Source organism: Corynebacterium nuruki S6-4, assembly GCF_007970465.1.
GTDB lineage: Bacteria > Actinomycetota > Actinomycetes > Mycobacteriales > Mycobacteriaceae > Corynebacterium > Corynebacterium nuruki.
In genome coordinates, this window is sequence record NZ_CP042429.1 from 1277745 (window position 1) to 1295099 (window position 17355).

The following is a 17355-nucleotide window of genomic DNA, read 5'->3' on the forward strand; positions in this document are numbered from 1 at the left end:
TCAGGCCATGTAGTCGGGCAGTTCCCGGCCGACGTACTGCTCGGCCAGGTAGCGGCGTCCCGCCTCCGAGCTCAGCACGGCGGACAGTTCGCCGCGGCGGCGGTGCAGCTCGAACGGGCTGGCGTCCGGCGCGACGTGGAGCATCGAGGACATCCAGTACGAGAAGTGCTGGGCCCGCCACACCCGGGGCACCGCGACCTGCGTGTAGGCCTGCAGGCGGGCGTCGTCACCCTGCAGGGCGTGCACCAGGCCCGGGACCAGGGCGCAGACGTCGGCGATGGCCAGGTTCAGGCCCTTCGCACCGGTCGGCGGGACGGTGTGGGCGGCGTCCCCGGCGAGGAACAGTCGGCCGCGCTGCATCGGGTCGGTGACCGCCGAGCGGAACCGCAGCACCGCCTTGTCGAAGATCTCACCCTCGGAGACCGTGAGGTCCTCGCTGTCGACCCGGGTGTGCAGCACCTCCCAGATCCGCTCGTCGGACCACTGGTCGACCGTGTCCTCCGGATCGCACTGCAGGTAGTAGCGCTGCACCGTCGCCGAGCGGGTGGAGATCAGCGCGAAGCCGTCCTCGTGGGTCGCGTAGATGAGTTCCTTCTGCGTCTGCGGGGCGTTCACGAGGATGCCGAACCAGGCGTAGGGGTACTCGAACTTGTAGCGCGCCCCGTTGTCCAGGGCCGTCACCGCCGCACGGTAGGGCGAGTTCGACCCGTCCGCGGCGACGACGTAGTCGGCGGTCAGCGTCGCGGACGCCCCGTTCTCGTCCGTGTAGTTGACGGTGACCATGTCCCCGTCGTAGCCGGAGACGTCGTCGACCCGGGTGTTGAACAGTACCGCGCCGTTGTCCGCCTGCCGCTGGGCGATGAGGTCGATGAGCACCTCGTGCTGCGGGTACACCGCCATGTTGTAGCCGGTGAGGTCGGTCAGCGCGATGCGGGTCCGCACCCCGTCGAGGGAGAACTCGATGCCCTCGTCGACATCGGCCTCCCGGTCCATGCGTCCGCCGATGCCGGTGTCCCGCATGAGCTTCATGGTGCCCTGCTCCAGCACACCGGCGCGCACGGTGTTCTCCACCTCCTCCTGCGACCGGGACTCGAAGACCACCGTCTCCACACCGCGCAGGTGCAGCAGGTGCGAGAGCATGAGCCCCGCCGGACCGGCCCCGATCACCGCGACCTGGGTGTGTTCTGCTGTGGCCATCAGAGTTCTCCTTCTTTCTGTTCTTCCGTTTCTTCCTGCACCGCGGCATCGAGCAGAGCGAATCCGTGGTTCGAATTCGGCACGCCCGCGTAGACCGCCGTGTGCAGCAGCACCTCACCGATCGTGTCGGCGTCCACACCGGCCCGCAGGGCGGCGCGGATGTGCATGTCCAGCTCACCGTGGTTGCCCACCGCCGTGAGGATCGCGATGGTCAGCAGGCGCCGCTGCCGGTGGTCGAGGCCGGGACGCTCCCAGATGTCCCCCCACGCGGTCCGCGTGATGAAGTCCTGGAACTTCTCGGTCGTCGGCGTCATCCGGGCCAGCGAGCGGTCGACGTGTGCGTCGCCGAGGACGGCCCGACGGTTCGCCATGCCCACCTCGTGGGCGGCACGGCGTCCCTGTCCGTAGGTGTTGTCGTCACCCATGTTCTTCTCCTTTGTGTTCTGCCACCAGGGCGTCCACCAGTTGCGGTGCCTGTCCGGTGTGGTCGGCGGGGTCGGGGCTGAAGCCCTGCTCCCGCTGTGCGTCGGCCATGAGCTCGCCGAGCCGGCCGGCGGCCACCGCCTCGTCGACGCGGGCCCGTCCGACGACGGCGGCGAGGGCCTCGGCGAGGACCGCACCGCCGGTCAGGGCGAGGTTGCGCGCCATCGCGGCCCGGTCGACGGTGATGCCGGTCAGGCTCGCCGCCAGCCGGGTGACCGCGTTGTCCGTGACGACGACGAGATCGCGCAGCGTCTGCCATTCCGCGTGCCAGGCACCGGCCGCGCGCTGCAGTTCGCCGTCCATCGCCTCGAGCAGGGTGACGGTGTAGCCGGTCGTCCGCCGCGCGTACCCCGCCGCCGCGACCGCAGCCGCCGGATTGGCCTTGTGCGGCATCGCCGATGAACCACCGGGGGCGGCCTCGCGCAGTTCGCCGACCTCGGTCGCCGAGAGCAGGACCACGTCGCCGGCGATCTTGCGGACCGCCCCGCCCACCAGGGCGAGGGACGCCGCCAGCCGGGCCACGGGGGTCCGGTCGGTGTGCCAGACCACCGGCTGCGCCTGCAGTCCGGTACGCTGCGCCAGCTCACGGTGGACCGCGGGTCCGGCCGGGCCGGCGGCCGCGAGGTTCCCCGCCGCCCCGGCGTACTGCACCGGCAGCAGGCCGACCGCCCGGTCGACCTCGGCCGCGGCGGCGTCCAGCTGCCGGAGCCAGCCGGCGGCGGTCAGCCCGAAGGTCGTCGGCACCGCCTGCTGGCCGAGGGTGCGCCCGATCACCGGGGTCTCCCGCTCGCGCACCGCCAGGTCCGCGAGGACGTCGGTCACCGTGCCCAGCGTGCCGGACATCGCGGCGGCTGCGCGGTGCACGCACCACATCAGCGCCGTGTCGATGATGTCCTGGCTGGTGGCCCCGACGTGGACGGCGGTGACCGGGTGACCGGCCGCCACGACCGCCTTCTTCAGGACCTTCACCAGCGGGATCGCCGGGTTGCCTCCGGCGACGGCAGCCTCGCTGAGGGCCACGACGTCCGGCTGCACGGCGCGGATGACCGCGGCGACCGCGGCACCGGTGGACGCGTCCACGGTCCCGGCCACGACCGCGCTCTCGGTGAGGCAGGCCTCCACCTCCACCATGGCGGCGAAGAAGGCCTCGTCGGACAGCAGCTCGGCGACGGTGGTGCTGCCGGCGGCGCGGTCGCCGTAGACGGACCGGCCGGTGTCGGTGGATTCCATGGTTCCTTCCGGGTCGTGTGTGTGGTTGTGCAGGTGGTCTTCAGCCGGTCAGAGACCGAAGAACGGGGTCTCCTGCCGGGGATCCTCGTGCTGCATGACGATGTCCATCCGGTAGGCGTCCGTACCGTCGGCCTCCGCGACGAGCAGTGCCCGCCGCTCCTCCGGCACCACGGCGAGGACCGGGTCGGCGCCGTTGGCCTCCTGCTGCTCCGGGAAGTACATCCGGGTGTACAGCCGCTCGAGCATGCCGCGGGCGAACACCCCGACCTTCAGGTGCGGGGCCTCGGTGCCGCCGTCGGGGGCGGGGACCGCACCCGGACGCACGGTCCGGAAGGTCACCTCGCCGGTCTCGCCGCACATGCCGCGGCCCAGGCCGCGGAAGCCTTCCCGGCCGGCGTCGTCACCGGCGCGGGGGTCGAGCGGTGAGGGGTACACGCCGTTCTCGTCGGCCTGCCAGATCTCCACCATGGCGTCCTTGATGAGGTGGCCGGCGCCGTCGGTGATCCGGAAGGTCACCTCGACGGCGCCGTCGGCGTCCTCCGCCACCATGTTCTCGGCACCGGGCCAGGTCAGGCCGATGTGGACGTAGGGGCCGACCGTCTGCGACGGCATGATGCCGGGCGCGGCCTCATCCTGGTCGCGGATGTCGGAGACCGGGTAGCGGTACGGGCCGTTGGGATCGCTGTCAATCACTGGTTTTCTCCTCTACTCGAAGGGGGTGGCGTTCTTGCCGCGCAGGACGATGTCGAACTTGAAGCCCATCGCGAAGTTCTCGCGGGTCTCGTCGTAGTCGAAGACGGCGATCATCCGCTCGCGGGCACCGGCGGGCACCGAGTTGTAGATCGGGTCCTGGAAGAACATCGGGTCGCCCGGGAAGTACATCTGGGTGACGAGCCGCTCGGTGAACTGCCGGCCGAACAGCGAGAAGTGGATGTGCGCCGGACGCCAGGCGTTGCGGTGGTTGCCCCACGGGTAGCAGCCGGGCTGGACGGTGTAGAAGCTGTAGTAGCCGTTCTTGTCGGTCAGCGTCCGGCCCACACCGTTGAAGTGGGGGTCCAGCGGGGCGGGCCACGAGTCGTTCTTGTGGCGGTAGCGGCCGGCCGAGTTGGCCTGCCAGACCTCGAGGAGGGTCTCGGGGACGGGGCGGCCGTCGGCACCGGTCACCCGGCCGTGCACGTAGATACGCTGGCCGATGGCCTCGCCACCGTTGACCTTGGTCAGGTCGTTGTCCTCCGACCGGAGGTCCGCGTTGCCGAAGACCGGTCCGGTGAGTTCGCCGAGGCGCTGCGGAACCATGAGCAGGTCATTGCTCGGGTTGCGCAGCACGGTCGTGCGGTACTCCGGGAAGTGGAGCGGGGCGAACGTCCCGTCGACTGTCGCGTTGGTGATAGGGATCATGCCGTAACCTTCTTCGCACCAGTAGTGGGTCAGTGATGTGACTCTCACCCTACGATTCCGTGCGCTGTACGCAAAGAGGTTCGCACAGTGAACTTCTGGTGACAGAGAAAACCCCGTACGCTGCCCGTTCCCGCCGACCGACAGGGTCAGATGGCGGAGAGGGGGTAGCGTCCGGGGTATGTGTTCCCGAAACCAACGGGAGCCGCGGGCGACCTGCCGGGGCTACTGCGCCGACAGCTTGCGGTACTCGAAGACCTGGTCGATGATGCCGTAGTCCTTGGCCTCCTCGGCCGTGAGGAACTTGTCGCGGTCCGTGTCCTCACGGACCTGCTCGGCGGTCTTGCCGGTGTGCCGCGACAGCGTCTCCTCCATGAGGCGGCGCATCCGCTCGATCTCCGCGGCCTGGATCTCCAGGTCGGAGACCTGGCCCTGGGTGCCCTGGGTGGCCGGCTGGTGGATCAGCACGCGGGCGTTGGGCAGCGCGGCGCGCTTGCCCTTGGTGCCGGCGGCGAGCAGCACCGCGGCGGCCGAGGCGGCCTGGCCGAGGCAGACGGTGACGACATCGGGGCGGACGTACTGCATCGTGTCGTAGATGGCCATCAGCGCGGTGAAGGAACCACCGGGCGAGTTGATGTACATCGTGATGTCACGGTCGGGGTCCAGCCCCTCCAGCACGAGCAGCTGGGCCATGATGTCGTTCGCCGAGGCATCGTCGACCTGGGTCCCCAGGAAGATGATGCGCTCCTCGAACAGCTTGTTGTACGGGTTCGATTCCTTCGCACCCCACGAGGAGTGCTCGACGAAGGACGGGAGGATGTAGCGCGAGGTCGGCAGCTGCAGTCCGGACGCCGTCCCCTCCATCCCGGTGCCGGTCGCGGCCGACAGCTCGGTGGCGTGGGTGAAACCTGTCATGTTCTCCATTCCCATCTTGTCCTACTTGTCCTTCAGCGAGCGGATCACGTGGTCGACCAGGCCGTACTCCTTGGCCTCCTCGGCCTTGAACCAGCGGTCGCGGTCCGAGTCCTTGCGGATGGTCTCGACGGGCTGGCCGGTGTGCTCGGCGATCAGCTCCGCCATCTCCTTCTTCACCTCACCGAACTGCTCCGCCTGGATGGCGATGTCCGCGGCCGTACCACCGACACCGGCGGACGGCTGGTGCATCATCACGCGGGCGTGCGGCAGTGCGTAGCGCTTGCCCTTGGCGCCGGCGGTGAGCAGGAACTGCCCCATCGAGGCGGCCAGGCCCATGCCGTAGGTGGCGACATCGCAGGGCGCGTACTGCATCGTGTCGTAGATCGCCATGCCGGCGGTGACCGAGCCACCCGGCGAATTGATGTACAGCGAGATGTCGCGGGTCGGGTCCTCGGCGCTCAGGAGCAGGATCTGCGCGCAGAGCTTGTTCGCGATCTCGTCGTCGACCTGGGTGCCGAGGAAGATGATCCTCTCACGCAGCAGCCGCTCGAACACCGAGTCATTGAGGTTCATCCCCGCGGCGGCGGTCATCTGCGCCTCGCGCAGTGCACCGCTGACAGGCATTCCATGTGTGCTCACTTATGCTCCTCGCTCATGGTGTGACTTCATGGGTTCTTTTTTCCGTTCCCAGCCTAGTCAACGCACGCGCACGCTGTTGTCGTCCACCTCGGTGTTCGCTGACAGCGCACGGTGGGCCGTCGGGTCACGGGTCCCGGCCGGATACGGACAGGACGCCGCCCCGCCGTGGCATCACTGCACACGGCGGGGCGGCGTCCCAGAAAACGACCCGGAAAACGGGGGCGGGAGAACTACTTCTCGTCGTCCTTCTTCGCGGCGGTCTTCTTGGCCGGGGCCTTCTTGGCCGGAGCCTTCTTCGCCGTGGTCTTCTTGGCGGTGGACTTCTTGGCCGGGGCCTTCTTCTTGGCCGGCTTGTCCTCGTCAGCGGCGGCGTCGTCCTTCTTGGCGGTGGACTTCTTCGCCGCCGCCTTCTTGGCCGGAGCCTTCTTCTTGGCGGGGGCCTTCTTGGCCGGCTTCTCCTCGGCCTTGTCGGCCTCGTCAGCCTTCTCGGCCGGAGCCTCGGTGGTCTCGGCGGCCTCCTCGGCCACCTCCTCGCCGGCCTCGTCACCGAAGAAGTCCTTCGGGTCGATTGTCGCACCCTCCGAGTCCTTGACGGAGACCTTGCAGATGTTCAGCGCGAGGGCCTTGCCGCGGCGGACGTCCGCGAACAGGTTGGCGATCTGGCCGGACTGCTGCAGCTGCATGATGAACTGGTTCGGGTCCATGCCGTAGCGCTGCGCGGTGAACAGGATGTGGTCGGTCAGCTCCTGCTGGGAGACCTCGGGCTGCTCGATGTCGGACAGCGTGTCGAGGAACAGCTGGGTGCGCACCGAATCCTCGGCGGCCTCGCGGGTGTCCTCCTCGAACTTCTCGCGGGTGATGTCCTGGGCGGCGAGGGCCTGGTTCAGGATCTCCTCGTTGCCGCCGAACTGGCTGAGCAGCTGCTGCAGCTGGGCGTCGACCTGCTCCTTGACGACCGACTCCGGCAGCGGCACCTCGGTCTTCTCGAGGGCGGCGGCGAGGACCTTGTCGCGGATCTCGGTGGCCTGCTGGCCCTTGGCCTGCTCCTCGACCTGACCCTTGACGGACTCGCGCAGCTCGTCGATCGTGTCGAACTCGCTGGCCAGCTGGGCGAAGTCGTCGTCGAGCGCCGGGAGCTCGCGCTCCTTGACGGACTTGACGGTGACGGTCACCTGGGCGTCCTCGTCGGCGTGCTCACCGGCGACGAGCTTGGTGGTGAACTCCTTGGACTCGCCCTCCTTGAGGCCGGTCAGCGCCTCGTCGAGGCCCTCGACCAGGGACTCGGAGCCGACCTCGTAGGACAGGCCCTCGGTGGTCGCCTCGTCGACGGTCTCGCCGTCGATGGTGGCCACCATGTCGATGGAGGTGAAGTCACCGTCCTGCACGGCACGGTCGACCGACTTCAGGGTGCCGAAGCGCTCCTGCAGGTGACCCAGCTCGTGGTCGACAGCGCCCTCGTCGGCGGAGACGGCCTCGACCTCGACCTCGATGGCGGAGAAGTCCGGCACCTCGATCTCGGGGCGGACGTCGACCTCGGCGGTGAAGGTGACGTGGTCGTTGTCCTCGAGCTCGGCGATGTCGATGTCGGGCTGACCCAGAACCTTCAGGTCGTGCTCCTGCACCGCGTCGCTGTAGCGGCTCGGCAGCATGTCATTGAGCACCTCGTTGAGGATCGTCGCGCGACCGAGGCGCGCCTCGAGGATCTTCGGCGGGACCTTGCCCTTGCGGAAACCGGGCAGGGTGACCTGCTGGGCGAGTGTCTTGAACGCGTTGTCGAACTCGGGCTTCAGCTCGTCGAAGGGGACCTCGACGGTGAGCTTGGCTCGGGTGGCGCTCAGCTGTTCAACGGAGCTCTTCACGGGTGCACACTCCTGTGTGTTGTTCTGGTACTTGTCGGCCGGCGGGGACGGGACACGGTAGTACTCCCGAACTCCCCTTCCCCCGACCTGCCGGACGCCGCGGGGCGCCGGACAGGCGGGGCGACCGGGCGCGGGCCCGATCTCTCCGGGAATGGTCGGTTGCGAGTTTATCGTGCGACCGATGTCGACTGTCGCCGGGGTCGGTCACCGGTCCGGCTGGACCGGTGGGTGCCGTTCACGCGGCGACGTGTCGCGACGGCGTCCGTCGGGATAGCGGGATTTGAACCCACGACCCCTCGCTCCCAAAGCGAGTGCGCTACCAAACTGCGCCATATCCCGGGGGCAGGGGGCGACCCGACCGTGCCGGTCCTCTGCTCGCAGCAGATGTTACGGGGTGACTGATCGACGCGGCAACGGCGGGTACCGGTTACGGGGCACCCCGGGCCGGATCGCGCGGCGACACGGCGGAACCCCCGTCGGCACCGGCCGGCGGGGGTTCCGTGTGGAGGGAATGACGGGAATCGAACCCGCGTCTTCAGCTTGGAAGGCTGAGGTATTAGCCACTATACGACATTCCCCTTGTTCCGCCGACGACGATACACGACCGTCCCCGGCGGCGGGAATCCGGCCCCCTACAGTTTGAAACCGGACGGCCGCGGAATGTTGCGCAGGTTCGACTTCGCCAGGTCGAACATCTTGCCCACACCACCTTCGAGCACCGTCTTCGTCGCGGCACGGGTGAACCCGGCGACCTGCTCCAGTGAGATCTCCGGCGGGATGGACAGGGCGTTGGGGTCGGTCACCACGTCGATCAGTGCCGGACCGTCGTAGGCCAGCGCCTCGGCGAGCACCGGGCGGACGTCCTTCGGGTCCTCGATGCGGAAGGCCTTGATGCCGCAGGCGGTGGCGATGTCGGCGTAGTTGACCTTCTCGTGGTCGGTGCCGAAGTCGGGCAGGCCCTTGACCAGCATCTCCAGCTTGACCATGCCGAGTGTGGAGTTGTTGTAGACCACGGCCTTCAGCGGCACCTGGTGCAGTTTGAGGGTCAGCAGTTCGCCCATGAGCATGCCGAGCCCGCCGTCGCCGCACATGGCGATCGTCTGGCGGCGGCTGCCGTTGGCCGCGGCGGCACCGATGCCCTGGGACAGGGCGTTGGCCATCGTGCCGTGGCGGAAGGACGCGAGCAGCTGCCGCTTCCCGTTCGGGTTGATGTAGCGCGCCTGCCAGACGTTGCACATCCCGGTGTCGGCGGTGAACACGGCGTCCTCGTCGGCGAGGTCGTCGAGGACGTAGCTCAGGTACTCCGGGTGGATCGGGACCTGCTTCTCGATGTTCTTCGTGTAGGCCTCGATGACGTGGTGGAGGTTGGACTCCTGCTTCCGCAGCATCTTCGCCAGGAACGTCGAGTCGGTCTTCTCCGAGATCAGCGGCAGCAGGTCGTCGATCGTCGCGGCGACGTCGCCGGTGACCGGGTACTTCACGGTGGTGCGGCGTCCGATGTTGCGGCCCTTGATGTCGATCTGGGCGGTGTCGGTGTGCCGCGGCAGGAACTCCGAGTAGGGGAAGTCGGTGCCCAGCAGGATGAGCAGGTCGGCCTCCTCGAAGGCCTCGGAGCAGGCCCCGTACCCGAGCAGGCCGGACATGCCGACGTCGTAGGGGTTGTCGTAGTGGAGGAATTCCTTGCCGCCGTAGGCGTGGCCGACCGGGGCCTTGATCTTCTCGGCGAGGGCGAAGACCTGGTCGCGGGCGTCCCGGCAGCCGGCGCCGCCGAAGATGGTGACCTTGCCGGCGTGGTTGATCGCTTCCGCCAGCGCCTTGAGCTCGGAGGTCTCCGGGTGGGCCGCCGGGCGGGACGCCGAGATCGCGGAGGCCAGCTGCGGGGAGTCCACCGCCGGGTCGGCGGCGATGTCGCCGGGGATGACGAGGACGGAGACGCCGTTGCCGGCCATCGTCGACTGGATGGCGTGGTGCAGGATGGTCGCGCCCTGGGTCGCGGAGTTCACCATCTCGCAGTAGCCGGAGCACTCCTGGAACAGGGCCTCGGGGTGGGTCTCCTGGAAGTAGTGGGAGCCGATGAACTGCGACGGGATGTGGCTGGCGATGGCCAGCACCTTCGCCCCGTTGCGGTGCGAGTCATAGAGTCCCTGCACCAGGTGGGTGTTGCCCGGGCCGCAGGAGCCGGCGCAGACGGCGAGGTTTCCGGTGACCAGTGATTCGGCACCGGCGGCGAAGGCCGCGGCCTCCTCGTTCCGGACGTGGAACCATTCGATGCTGCTGCGTTTGACGGCGTCCACGATCGGGTTGAGACTGTCGCCGACGAGCCCGAAGATGCGGCGGACGCCCTGGGCTTCCAGGGTGTTCACGATCTGTTCTGCATAGGTGCGTGCCATGCGCCCGACAATAGCCCCGAACGGGCGTGCCCGCACTGGTCCGACCACAAGCGCTGGTCAGCCCGGCCCCGACCGACCGGCCGGCGCGGGCAGGGGTGCCTTTGAGCCCGATACCACCCCCCGTTCACGGCCGAGCCGGAACAGCCAGACTATTATGTAACTCTATGCTTCCCATCATCATCGATTCCGACAGCGGCCACGAGCTGTGGACGGCCACCCAGTGTGCCGCAGCCTCCGGCACCGCCCGTGGCACCTTCACCAGCTACGCCACCCGGGGCCGCGCCCCCAGGCCGTCGACGAAACTCCACGGCCTCACCCTGTGGGACGCCGAGATCATCAAGGAATGGATCGACGGCCGCAGCGCCCGGAAATCGGACGCCACGGCCGTCGCGAACAACTAGGGGGTCAGTTGCCCTCGGGGAGGGCGGGGGCCACGCCGGTCTTCTCGTACTCGGCGAGAATGTCGATCCGGCGCTGGTGACGGGGCTCCTCCGACCAGGCCTGGCCGACGAAGGCATCGACGATGGCGAGGGCCTGCTCCGGAGTGTGCATCCGGCCACCGATGCCGATGAGCTGGGCGTTGTTGTGCTCGCGGGCCAGCTTCGCGGTCTCCTCCGACCAGGCGAGCGCGCAGCGGGCGCCGGGGACCTTGTTCGCGGCGATCTGCTCGCCGTTGCCGGAACCACCCAGCACGATGCCGAGGGAGCCCTCGTCGGCGACGGTGCGCCGGGCGGCCTCGATGCAGTAGGCGGGGTAGTCGTCCTGGGCGTCGTAGGTGTGGGCTCCGCAGTCCACGACCTCGATCCCCTTCTTCGTCAGATGATCGGCGATGAGGTTCTTGGTCTCGAAACCGGCATGGTCTGCACCGAGGTAGATTCGCATGTCACAGAGTCTATCGGAGGCGCCGTGCCGACGGGACGCCTCCCCGCATTCACGGTAGACGCCCCGTCCGACCCGACAGATTTCGAGCACTACATGTACTTGCCCACCGAGCCAATGATTCCCCACTCGTTCGTGGGGATCTGGTTGACCAAATCTTCGTCGATTCCGGCCGAACCCATCGCGGAGCCGAGAGCGCTGCCCGCAATGTCGCCGGCACCTGAACTGCCGGCCAACGACCCTTCAGAGCTGAGTTGGCCGTTCTGGCCCTGAACGACGCCGAGCAGAATTTCCTTCAGAGCCGCAAGCTCCTTACCCAGCTCACCCAGGGGCTTCAGGAGTTCCAGGAGTCCACCGATTTCATCCGATCCCATGCGTCTACTCCCCTGCCCCGGCGGCCGCGTCCGCAGTGGAGGAGCCGAGGCCCTCGCCGCCGAAGATGCCGTCGAAGGAGCCGGAGGTGCTCAGCACGGCGCCGTCGCCCTTGAGCAGACCGACGAGGATGTGGACGAGGTCGGTGAGGTCCGGCAGCAGTTCCTTGATGGTGTCGAGCATGTGTACTCCTTCGTCATGAGAATGGATGAGAGATGCAGCACCGCGCACTGTGAGTGAAACCGGACGCCGCTCAGGTTGAGCCTACGCAGGCCGCACTAATCCTGATACTGTTTCCGCAACAACCCCATCCCCCGTACCACCCCCACTCCCCCGACCCGACCGGCGTCGGTGCCCGCGCCGATGTCGGTTTTCCGTACCGAGAGGTCACCCGCCACCCGGGGATGCGGGGTTCACGAACCGAGGTGCGGTCCGTGAACGGAAAAATCGACCTGTCGGTTCGTTCCGCGCGCTTCGGGGTCAGTGCCGGTACCGGTGCCGGACCCCGGGGCGTCTCTCCGTACGCCCCGCGAACAGCGGCTAGACCGTGGCGTCCGGCGACTCGGTGCGGGAGCGCTTCAGCTCGAAGAAGTGGTCGTAGCTGCCGAGCGTGACGGCCGCGTCGAAGAGCTTCCCGGCCTCCTCACCACGCGGGATACGGGTGATGACCGGGCCGAAGAAGGCGTGCCCGCCGATCTCGACGACCGGGGTGCCGACGTCGTTGCCGACCTTCTCCATCGCGGTGGCCTGGAAGGCGCGCAGGTCAGCCTCCACCGAACCGTCCTCGTCGCCACGGTGGTGGGCGGCGTCCGCATAGGAGGCGTCCGCACCGGCGGCCTCGAGGGCGGCGGCGATCAGCGCGTCATAGGCGCCGTCGCCCTGCTTGCCGCCCTGGCCCTCGTTGTGGATCGCGGTGCCGATGGCCGTGTAGTACGCGTCGACCTTCTCCGGTTCCCGCAGCTGCAGGGCGGCGGCGACGAGGGCGGGACCCCACGCGGCGCTCATCGCCTTCCGGTAGTCCTCCGGCAGCTCGTCACGACCCTCGTTGAGCACCGCGAGGCTCATCGGCGAGTACCTGAGGTCGATGTCGCGGACCTTCTCGACCTCCTTGAGCCAGCGGCTGGTGACCCAGGCGAACGGGCAGGTGGCGTCGAAGTACATGGTCACAGGGGTGCTCATGGGTGGGATTCCTTTGTGTCAGGGAGCCGGTTACGCGACCCACGGTACGCCGGGGACGCGACGCTGTCCGGTGGGCTGACTAGGGTGGCCGGTATGACCTCAACCAACCTCACCCGCAGCGAGGCCGCTGACCGGTCCGCGCTCATCGACGGCGTCCACTACAGCATCGTCCTCGACCTCACCGCAGGCGGCGACCTGGCCCACCGCACCTTCCCCAGCACCACCACGGTCACCTTCACCGCCACGGACGGGGGATCCACCTTCATCGACCTGCGCGCTGCCACGGTCGACACGGTCACCCTCGACGGCACCGACATCACCGGCGCAGCCGTCCCGCTCACCGCGGACGGAACCTACGACGAGGAGCGCGGCATCCGACTCGCCGACCTCACCGCCGGGGAGCACACCCTCGTCGTCGCGGCGCAGGCCGTCTACTCCAGCACCGGCGAGGGCCTCCACCGCTTCCGGGACGCCGCGGACGGCGAGGTCTACATGTACACGCAGTTCGAGGCGGCGGACGCCAAGCGCGTCTTCGCCGGCTTCGACCAGCCCGACATCAAGGCCACCTACGACGTCGAGGTCCGCACCCCGCAGGCCTGGAGCATCGTCACCAACAACACCGTCGACGTCACCGTCGACGGGGACGCCGCCATCCACCGCGCCGTCGTCGACTACCCGCTGTCGACCTACCTCATCGCCTTCTGCGTGGGCCCCTGGGCCCACGTCGAGGACGCCTGGACCGGGACGGTCACCCCGCACCCGGAGACCGCCGGAGTCACCGACCCCCGGCTCGTGCCCGCCGGGGAGATCACCGTCCCGCTGGGCCTCTACGTCCGCAAGTCGCTGGCCGAGTACATGGACGCCGACGTCCTGTTCGCCACGACGAAGGCCGGCTTCGACTACTACGCGGCGAACTTCGGGGTGGCCTACCCGTTCCACAAGTACGACCAGGTCTTCTGCCCCGAATACAACATGGGGGCGATGGAGAACGCCGGCTGCGTGACCATCCGCGACGAGTACGTCTTCCGCTCCGCCGCCAGCCACTACGAGTACGAGCGCCGGGCGGACACGATCCTCCACGAACTCGCGCACATGTGGTTCGGCGACCTCGTCACCATGGAATGGTGGGACGACCTGTGGCTCAACGAGTCCTTCGCCACCTGGTCGAGTGCGATGGCCCAGACCCACGCCACCGAGTACACGACCGCCTGGGTGACCTTCAACAGCAAGGAGAAGGCCTGGGCCTACGGGCAGGACCAGCTGCCGAGCACCCACCCGATCTTCAGCGGCGCGAACGACCTGGTGGAGGTGGACGCCAACTTCGACGGCATCACCTACGCCAAGGGCGCCTCGGTGCTCAAGCAGCTCGCCGCCTACGTCGGCCTGGAACCGTTCTTCGCCGGACTGCGCGCCCACTTCGTCGCCCACGCCTGGGGCAACGCCACCTTCGCCGACCTGCTCGGCGCCCTGGAGGCCTCCTCCGGCCGCGACCTGTCCGACTGGGCGGACCAGTGGCTGCGCACCACCGGCATCAACACCCTCGGCGCCGAGTTCACGACCGAGGGCGAGGGCGGGCCCGGCTCCGTCTACACCTCCTTCGCCGTCACCCAGACCGGTGCGGAACCGGGGAAGGGCGAGACCCGCACCCACCGGCTCGCCGTCGGCCTCTACGACCTGGTCGGCGAACTCGACGATCCGGGCACCTCCCCCGCCGTCGACCTGCGCCGCCGCGTGGAGATCGACGTCGCCGGCCCCCGGACCGAGGTCCCCGACCTCGTCGGCGAGGACCCGGCCGACCTCGTCCTCGTCAACGACGACGACCTCACCTACGGCTTCACCTCCATCGACCCGGACTCGCTGGCCTTCGCGGTCGCCAACATAGCCCGCATCGCCGACCCGATGGCCCGGGTGCTGGTGTGGTCGGCCGCCTGGCAGATGACCCGCAACGCGCAGATGCGCGCCCGCGACTTCGTCTCCCTCGTGTCCCGCGGCGCCGCGACCGAGACCCAGCTGGGCGTCCTCGAGCAGATCCTGGCGCAGGCGATCAGCGCCGTGGAGAACTACGCCGACCCCGCATGGAAGGAGGAGGGACGCCGCCAGCTCACCGACGCCTTCCGCGACGGTGCCGAGCGCACCGACGGCCAGGCCCGCCTCGCCTTCGTCCGCGCCTACACCAACACCGCCCAGACCACCCGCTCCGTGGAGTGGGTCCGCGGCCTGCTCGGCCTCGGCGACGAGGAGACCACCCCCGACTCCCTGCTGCCCGGCTTCACCGTCGACCAGGACCTGCGGTGGCGGCTCATCACCGCGCTGGTGGGCACCCCGGGCGTCCTCACCCCGGAGGAGTCCGACGGGCTCATCGACATCGAGGCGGCCGGCGACCCGACCTCCTCCGGTGAGCTCCATGCCCTGCAGGCCCGCTCTGCCGTCCCCGACCCGCAGGTCAAGCGCGAGACCTGGGACGCCCTCACCCTGCACGGTGCGGAACTGTCCAACCTGGTGCTGCGGTTCCGGATGGGCGGGCTCACCCACGTCGGCCAGGACGACCTGCTGCAGCCCTTCGCCACCGAGTACGTCACCCGGGTGGTGGACATGTGGAACTCACTGTCCTCCGAGATGGCGCTGCGCAACTGTGAAGGCCTGTTCCCCAGCTGGTCCGACGACGACAACGTCACCGCCGACCTCACGGCCCTCGCCGAATCCGAGGACACCCCCGCCGGACTGCGCCGGGTGCTCTCCGAGGGCCTGTCCCGGGCCCGCCGCGCCGCCGCGGCCCGCGCCTTCGACGCCGCGTAGGTCGCGCCGCAGCCGGCGGATAGGCTGGGGAGCATGACGCTCCCCATCTCCCCGGTGCCGGGCGAACCGCGCCGCGAGCCCCAGAACCAGGCACAGAGCCTCTACGACCTGGTCGGCGAGGACACCTTCCGCTCGATCGTCCACGAGTTCTACCGACAGGTTCCCGACGACCCGGTGCTGGGACCCATGTACCCCGCCGACGACCTCGCCGGCGCCGAGGACCGGCTGCGCTGGTTCCTCGTGCAGTACTGGGGCGGGCCGCAGACCTTCAATGAGCAGCGCGGCCACCCGCGGCTGCGGATGCGGCACATGCACTTCCACATCGACGCCGATGCCCGGGAGCACTGGCTGACCATGATGTCCCGGGCCCTGTCCACCGTCGACGAGGACCGGCTGCCGGCCCCCGCCCGCGCCGCCGTCTGGGACCACATGGTGAGAGTCGCGGACATGCTGGTCAACCGTGAGTGAGGTGATCGACCTCCTCGCCCCCGGCTCCGACCTCTCCCCCACCGGACTGCTCGTCGTGCTGGTCGGGGCACTGCTCGCCGGCGGGGTGGACGCGGTCATCGGCGGTGGTGGGCTGGTGCTCATCCCGTTGATCCTCACCTGTGCTCCCGGGCTGCCCGCCCAGGTGTCGCTCGGGACCAACAAGTTCGCCGCCGTGTGGGGCACCGCCAGCGCCGGGCTGCGGATGATCAGGACCTTGCGGATCGACTGGCGCGCCGTGCGGCTCGCCGCACCTCTGGCCGGGGTGTGTTCGGCCGGCGGCGCACTCGCGGCGACCGCGGTGAACAGCGATGTCCTGCGTCCGGTGGTCATCGTGCTCATGCTGGCCGTCGGGGTGTTCGTGGCGCTGCGTCCCTCCTTCGGACGCGCCACCGGAACATCCGGGGACGCCGTGCCGCGGCCGTCGCGGGGGAAACTCGTCCTCGGACTGTGCCTCATCGCGGTGATCGGCGCCTACGACGGCTTCTTCGGACCCGGCACGGGCATGTTCCTGGTCATCGTCTTCACCGGACTGATGTCCCGCACACTCATCCAGTCGCTGGCCATGACGAAGCTCGTCAACACCGCCACGAACCTCGGCGGACTCGTCGTCTTCGCCGCCGGCGGACATGTCCTCTGGCTGCTGGGTATCGTCCTGGCGGTCTTCAACGTGCTCGGCGCCCAGATCGGGGCGAAGATCGTGCTGGACCGCGGCACCGGGTTCGTGCGGGTTGCCCTGCTGGTGCTGATCGTGATCATGTCGGTGAAGCTCATCGTCGACATGCTGTGACCGGCCGGCGGTCCGGCTACCGTGCGGTGGGGATCCGCGCCAGGCCACCGGGACGCGGCAGGTAGACGGACCCGTAGAGGGCGTCCAGCCGGATCCAGGACGCGGTGACGCTCACCCGCACCAGGTCGTACTCCTGCAGTGCGGCACGGGTCGGGGCCGTCACCAGTCCGAGTGCCCCGAGTGCGGCGATGACGCTGCCGGGGATCTCGATGATGCCGGTCTGCGTCGGGCTCGTCAGCCGCAGCAGCGGCTGGTCCAGCAGCGACGGCGGCAGACCCGCCGGCCCGCTGTGCAGGTCCGCCTCCCGCTCCATGCCGGCGAACAGGTCGCGGACGTCCCCGCCCGGCACCGTGTCGACGACCGTCCAGCCGGACGCCGGCGGTGTGGTCCCCGGCCACAGCATGTCCATCCGGGGGCCCGGCACCGGCAGGGCGGCGTCCCCCGCCACCCCGTCCGCCCCGGCGGCCGCGGTGAGCAGGCCCGGCAACGGGTCCGCGGAGACCACCGCGCCGTCGTCGGCGGGATCGGCAGGGACCGCGGGGATCCGCTCGGCGATGACGCACCCCAGCGGGGTGGAGACCAGCAGGTCCGTCTGATCCTCCCCCGCCACGGCGAGGCGCACCATCGCACCGGTGTCCATCCGCAGGGCGCGGGTGATCACCGTCGCGGTGCGTCGCAGTGCGGCGGACCGTGCGGCACCGGTGCCGGTGAGCGTGAGGGAGACAGTCGCGTCGGGCACGGCAGG

The 17355-nt window shown here is 69.2% G+C and carries 18 protein-coding genes and 2 tRNA genes; 4 read left to right on the forward strand and 16 right to left on the reverse strand.

What is annotated here, in order from left to right; genetic code table 11:
* The 11 genes from FSW06_RS05665 to FSW06_RS05715 all read right to left on the reverse strand — a co-directional run bounded on the left by FSW06_RS05665 (position 1) and on the right by FSW06_RS05715 (position 10108).
* The gene (locus FSW06_RS05665) at positions 1 to 1197 is read right to left on the reverse strand and encodes a 4-hydroxybenzoate 3-monooxygenase (protein ID WP_010121811.1); all 1197 of its coding nucleotides are present in this window, start codon (positions 1195 to 1197) and stop codon (positions 1 to 3) included.
* The gene (gene pcaC / locus FSW06_RS05670) at positions 1197 to 1622 is read right to left on the reverse strand and encodes a 4-carboxymuconolactone decarboxylase (protein ID WP_010121812.1); all 426 of its coding nucleotides are present in this window, start codon (positions 1620 to 1622) and stop codon (positions 1197 to 1199) included. Before pcaC ends, FSW06_RS05665 begins: the two co-directional genes overlap by 1 nt.
* Positions 1615 to 2910 (reverse strand): lyase family protein, encoded by a 1296-nt coding sequence (locus FSW06_RS05675; protein WP_010121813.1) that lies wholly within the window; start codon positions 2908 to 2910, stop codon positions 1615 to 1617. The genes pcaC and FSW06_RS05675 overlap by 8 nt, the downstream gene beginning before the upstream one ends.
* Before the next feature lie 48 nt (positions 2911 to 2958).
* Positions 2959 to 3603, reverse strand: coding sequence for a protocatechuate 3,4-dioxygenase subunit alpha (gene pcaG, locus FSW06_RS05680; RefSeq protein ID WP_010121814.1), 645 nt, complete (start codon positions 3601 to 3603; stop codon positions 2959 to 2961).
* 12 nt (positions 3604 to 3615) lie between these two features.
* The gene (gene pcaH / locus FSW06_RS05685; protein WP_010121815.1) at positions 3616 to 4308 is read right to left on the reverse strand and encodes a protocatechuate 3,4-dioxygenase subunit beta; all 693 of its coding nucleotides are present in this window, start codon (positions 4306 to 4308) and stop codon (positions 3616 to 3618) included.
* Between the two features lie 222 nt (positions 4309 to 4530).
* On the reverse strand, positions 4531 to 5169 hold the full coding sequence (locus tag FSW06_RS05690) for an ATP-dependent Clp protease proteolytic subunit (RefSeq protein ID WP_083827104.1): 639 nt from the start codon (positions 5167 to 5169) through the stop codon (positions 4531 to 4533).
* Between the two features lie 72 nt (positions 5170 to 5241).
* Entirely contained in the window at positions 5242 to 5844 is a 603-nt protein-coding gene (locus FSW06_RS05695) for an ATP-dependent Clp protease proteolytic subunit (protein ID WP_010121817.1), read from the reverse strand.
* A 245-nt stretch (positions 5845 to 6089) separates the two neighbouring features.
* Positions 6090 to 7718, reverse strand: coding sequence for a trigger factor (gene tig, locus FSW06_RS05700; protein ID WP_010121818.1), 1629 nt, complete (start codon positions 7716 to 7718; stop codon positions 6090 to 6092).
* A 265-nt stretch (positions 7719 to 7983) separates the two neighbouring features.
* Positions 7984 to 8057, reverse strand: a tRNA-Pro gene (locus tag FSW06_RS05705).
* A 164-nt stretch (positions 8058 to 8221) separates the two neighbouring features.
* Positions 8222 to 8296: transfer RNA gene (locus tag FSW06_RS05710), tRNA-Gly, on the reverse strand.
* 54 nt (positions 8297 to 8350) lie between these two features.
* Entirely contained in the window at positions 8351 to 10108 is a 1758-nt protein-coding gene (locus FSW06_RS05715) for a pyruvate dehydrogenase (RefSeq protein WP_010121820.1), read from the reverse strand.
* Between the two features lie 164 nt (positions 10109 to 10272).
* On the opposite strand from FSW06_RS05715, the gene FSW06_RS05720 reads away from it, so the two are divergent.
* Positions 10273 to 10509 (forward strand): hypothetical protein, encoded by a 237-nt coding sequence (locus FSW06_RS05720; RefSeq protein ID WP_010121822.1) that lies wholly within the window; start codon positions 10273 to 10275, stop codon positions 10507 to 10509.
* A 4-nt stretch (positions 10510 to 10513) separates the two neighbouring features.
* On the opposite strand, the gene FSW06_RS05725 is transcribed toward FSW06_RS05720, so the two are convergent.
* The 4 genes from FSW06_RS05725 to FSW06_RS05735 all read right to left on the reverse strand — a co-directional run bounded on the left by FSW06_RS05725 (position 10514) and on the right by FSW06_RS05735 (position 12538).
* A complete protein-coding gene (locus FSW06_RS05725) occupies positions 10514 to 10990 on the reverse strand; it encodes a ribose-5-phosphate isomerase (protein ID WP_010121823.1) in 477 nt (158 codons plus the stop codon).
* Positions 10991 to 11079: 89 nt separating this feature from the next.
* On the reverse strand, positions 11080 to 11361 hold the full coding sequence (locus FSW06_RS05730; RefSeq protein WP_010121824.1) for a hypothetical protein: 282 nt from the start codon (positions 11359 to 11361) through the stop codon (positions 11080 to 11082).
* A gap of 4 nt (positions 11362 to 11365) precedes the next feature.
* Positions 11366 to 11542 (reverse strand): hypothetical protein, encoded by a 177-nt coding sequence (locus FSW06_RS14475; RefSeq protein ID WP_010121825.1) that lies wholly within the window; start codon positions 11540 to 11542, stop codon positions 11366 to 11368.
* A 357-nt stretch (positions 11543 to 11899) separates the two neighbouring features.
* Complete coding sequence (locus FSW06_RS05735; RefSeq protein WP_010121826.1) at positions 11900 to 12538, reverse strand: DsbA family protein; 639 nt, start codon at positions 12536 to 12538, stop codon at positions 11900 to 11902.
* A 93-nt stretch (positions 12539 to 12631) separates the two neighbouring features.
* Between FSW06_RS05735 and pepN the strand changes: the two genes are divergently transcribed.
* From pepN to FSW06_RS05750, 3 genes are read left to right on the forward strand one after another with little or no spacing between them, the layout of a single operon-like run.
* Positions 12632 to 15334 (forward strand): aminopeptidase N, encoded by a 2703-nt coding sequence (pepN, locus tag FSW06_RS05740; protein WP_010121827.1) that lies wholly within the window; start codon positions 12632 to 12634, stop codon positions 15332 to 15334.
* Between the two features lie 33 nt (positions 15335 to 15367).
* A complete protein-coding gene (locus FSW06_RS05745; RefSeq protein ID WP_010121829.1) occupies positions 15368 to 15802 on the forward strand; it encodes a globin in 435 nt (144 codons plus the stop codon).
* On the forward strand, positions 15795 to 16610 hold the full coding sequence (locus FSW06_RS05750) for a TSUP family transporter (RefSeq protein WP_010121830.1): 816 nt from the start codon (positions 15795 to 15797) through the stop codon (positions 16608 to 16610). The genes FSW06_RS05745 and FSW06_RS05750 overlap by 8 nt, the downstream gene beginning before the upstream one ends.
* A 16-nt stretch (positions 16611 to 16626) precedes the next feature.
* On the opposite strand, the gene FSW06_RS05755 is transcribed toward FSW06_RS05750, so the two are convergent.
* A complete protein-coding gene (locus FSW06_RS05755) occupies positions 16627 to 17349 on the reverse strand; it encodes a DUF8185 domain-containing protein (protein ID WP_010121831.1) in 723 nt (240 codons plus the stop codon).
* Between the last annotated feature and the right edge of the window lie 6 nt (positions 17350 to 17355).

Bases quoted from the DNA above. Each gene is read 5' to 3' on its own strand.
- FSW06_RS05695 (WP_010121817.1), bottom strand. From the start codon at position 5,844: ATGCCTGTCAGCGGTGCACTGCGCGAGGCGCAGATGACCGCCGCCGCG.
- pcaH (WP_010121815.1), bottom strand. From the start codon at position 4,308: ATGATCCCTATCACCAACGCGACAGTCGACGGGACGTTCGCCCCGCTC.
- FSW06_RS05715 (WP_010121820.1), bottom strand. From the start codon at position 10,108: ATGGCACGCACCTATGCAGAACAGATCGTGAACACCCTGGAAGCCCAG.
- FSW06_RS05745 (WP_010121829.1), top strand. From the start codon at position 15,368: ATGACGCTCCCCATCTCCCCGGTGCCGGGCGAACCGCGCCGCGAGCCC.
- FSW06_RS05675 (WP_010121813.1), bottom strand. From the start codon at position 2,910: ATGGAATCCACCGACACCGGCCGGTCCGTCTACGGCGACCGCGCCGCC.
- FSW06_RS14475 (WP_010121825.1), bottom strand. From the start codon at position 11,542: ATGCTCGACACCATCAAGGAACTGCTGCCGGACCTCACCGACCTCGTC.
- FSW06_RS05730 (WP_010121824.1), bottom strand. From the start codon at position 11,361: ATGGGATCGGATGAAATCGGTGGACTCCTGGAACTCCTGAAGCCCCTG.
- FSW06_RS05690 (WP_083827104.1), bottom strand. From the start codon at position 5,169: ATGGAGGGGACGGCGTCCGGACTGCAGCTGCCGACCTCGCGCTACATC.
- FSW06_RS05735 (WP_010121826.1), bottom strand. From the start codon at position 12,538: ATGAGCACCCCTGTGACCATGTACTTCGACGCCACCTGCCCGTTCGCC.
- FSW06_RS05720 (WP_010121822.1), top strand. From the start codon at position 10,273: ATGCTTCCCATCATCATCGATTCCGACAGCGGCCACGAGCTGTGGACG.
- FSW06_RS05725 (WP_010121823.1), bottom strand. From the start codon at position 10,990: ATGCGAATCTACCTCGGTGCAGACCATGCCGGTTTCGAGACCAAGAAC.
- FSW06_RS05665 (WP_010121811.1), bottom strand. From the start codon at position 1,197: ATGGCCACAGCAGAACACACCCAGGTCGCGGTGATCGGGGCCGGTCCG.
- pcaC (WP_010121812.1), bottom strand. From the start codon at position 1,622: ATGGGTGACGACAACACCTACGGACAGGGACGCCGTGCCGCCCACGAG.
- pepN (WP_010121827.1), top strand. From the start codon at position 12,632: ATGACCTCAACCAACCTCACCCGCAGCGAGGCCGCTGACCGGTCCGCG.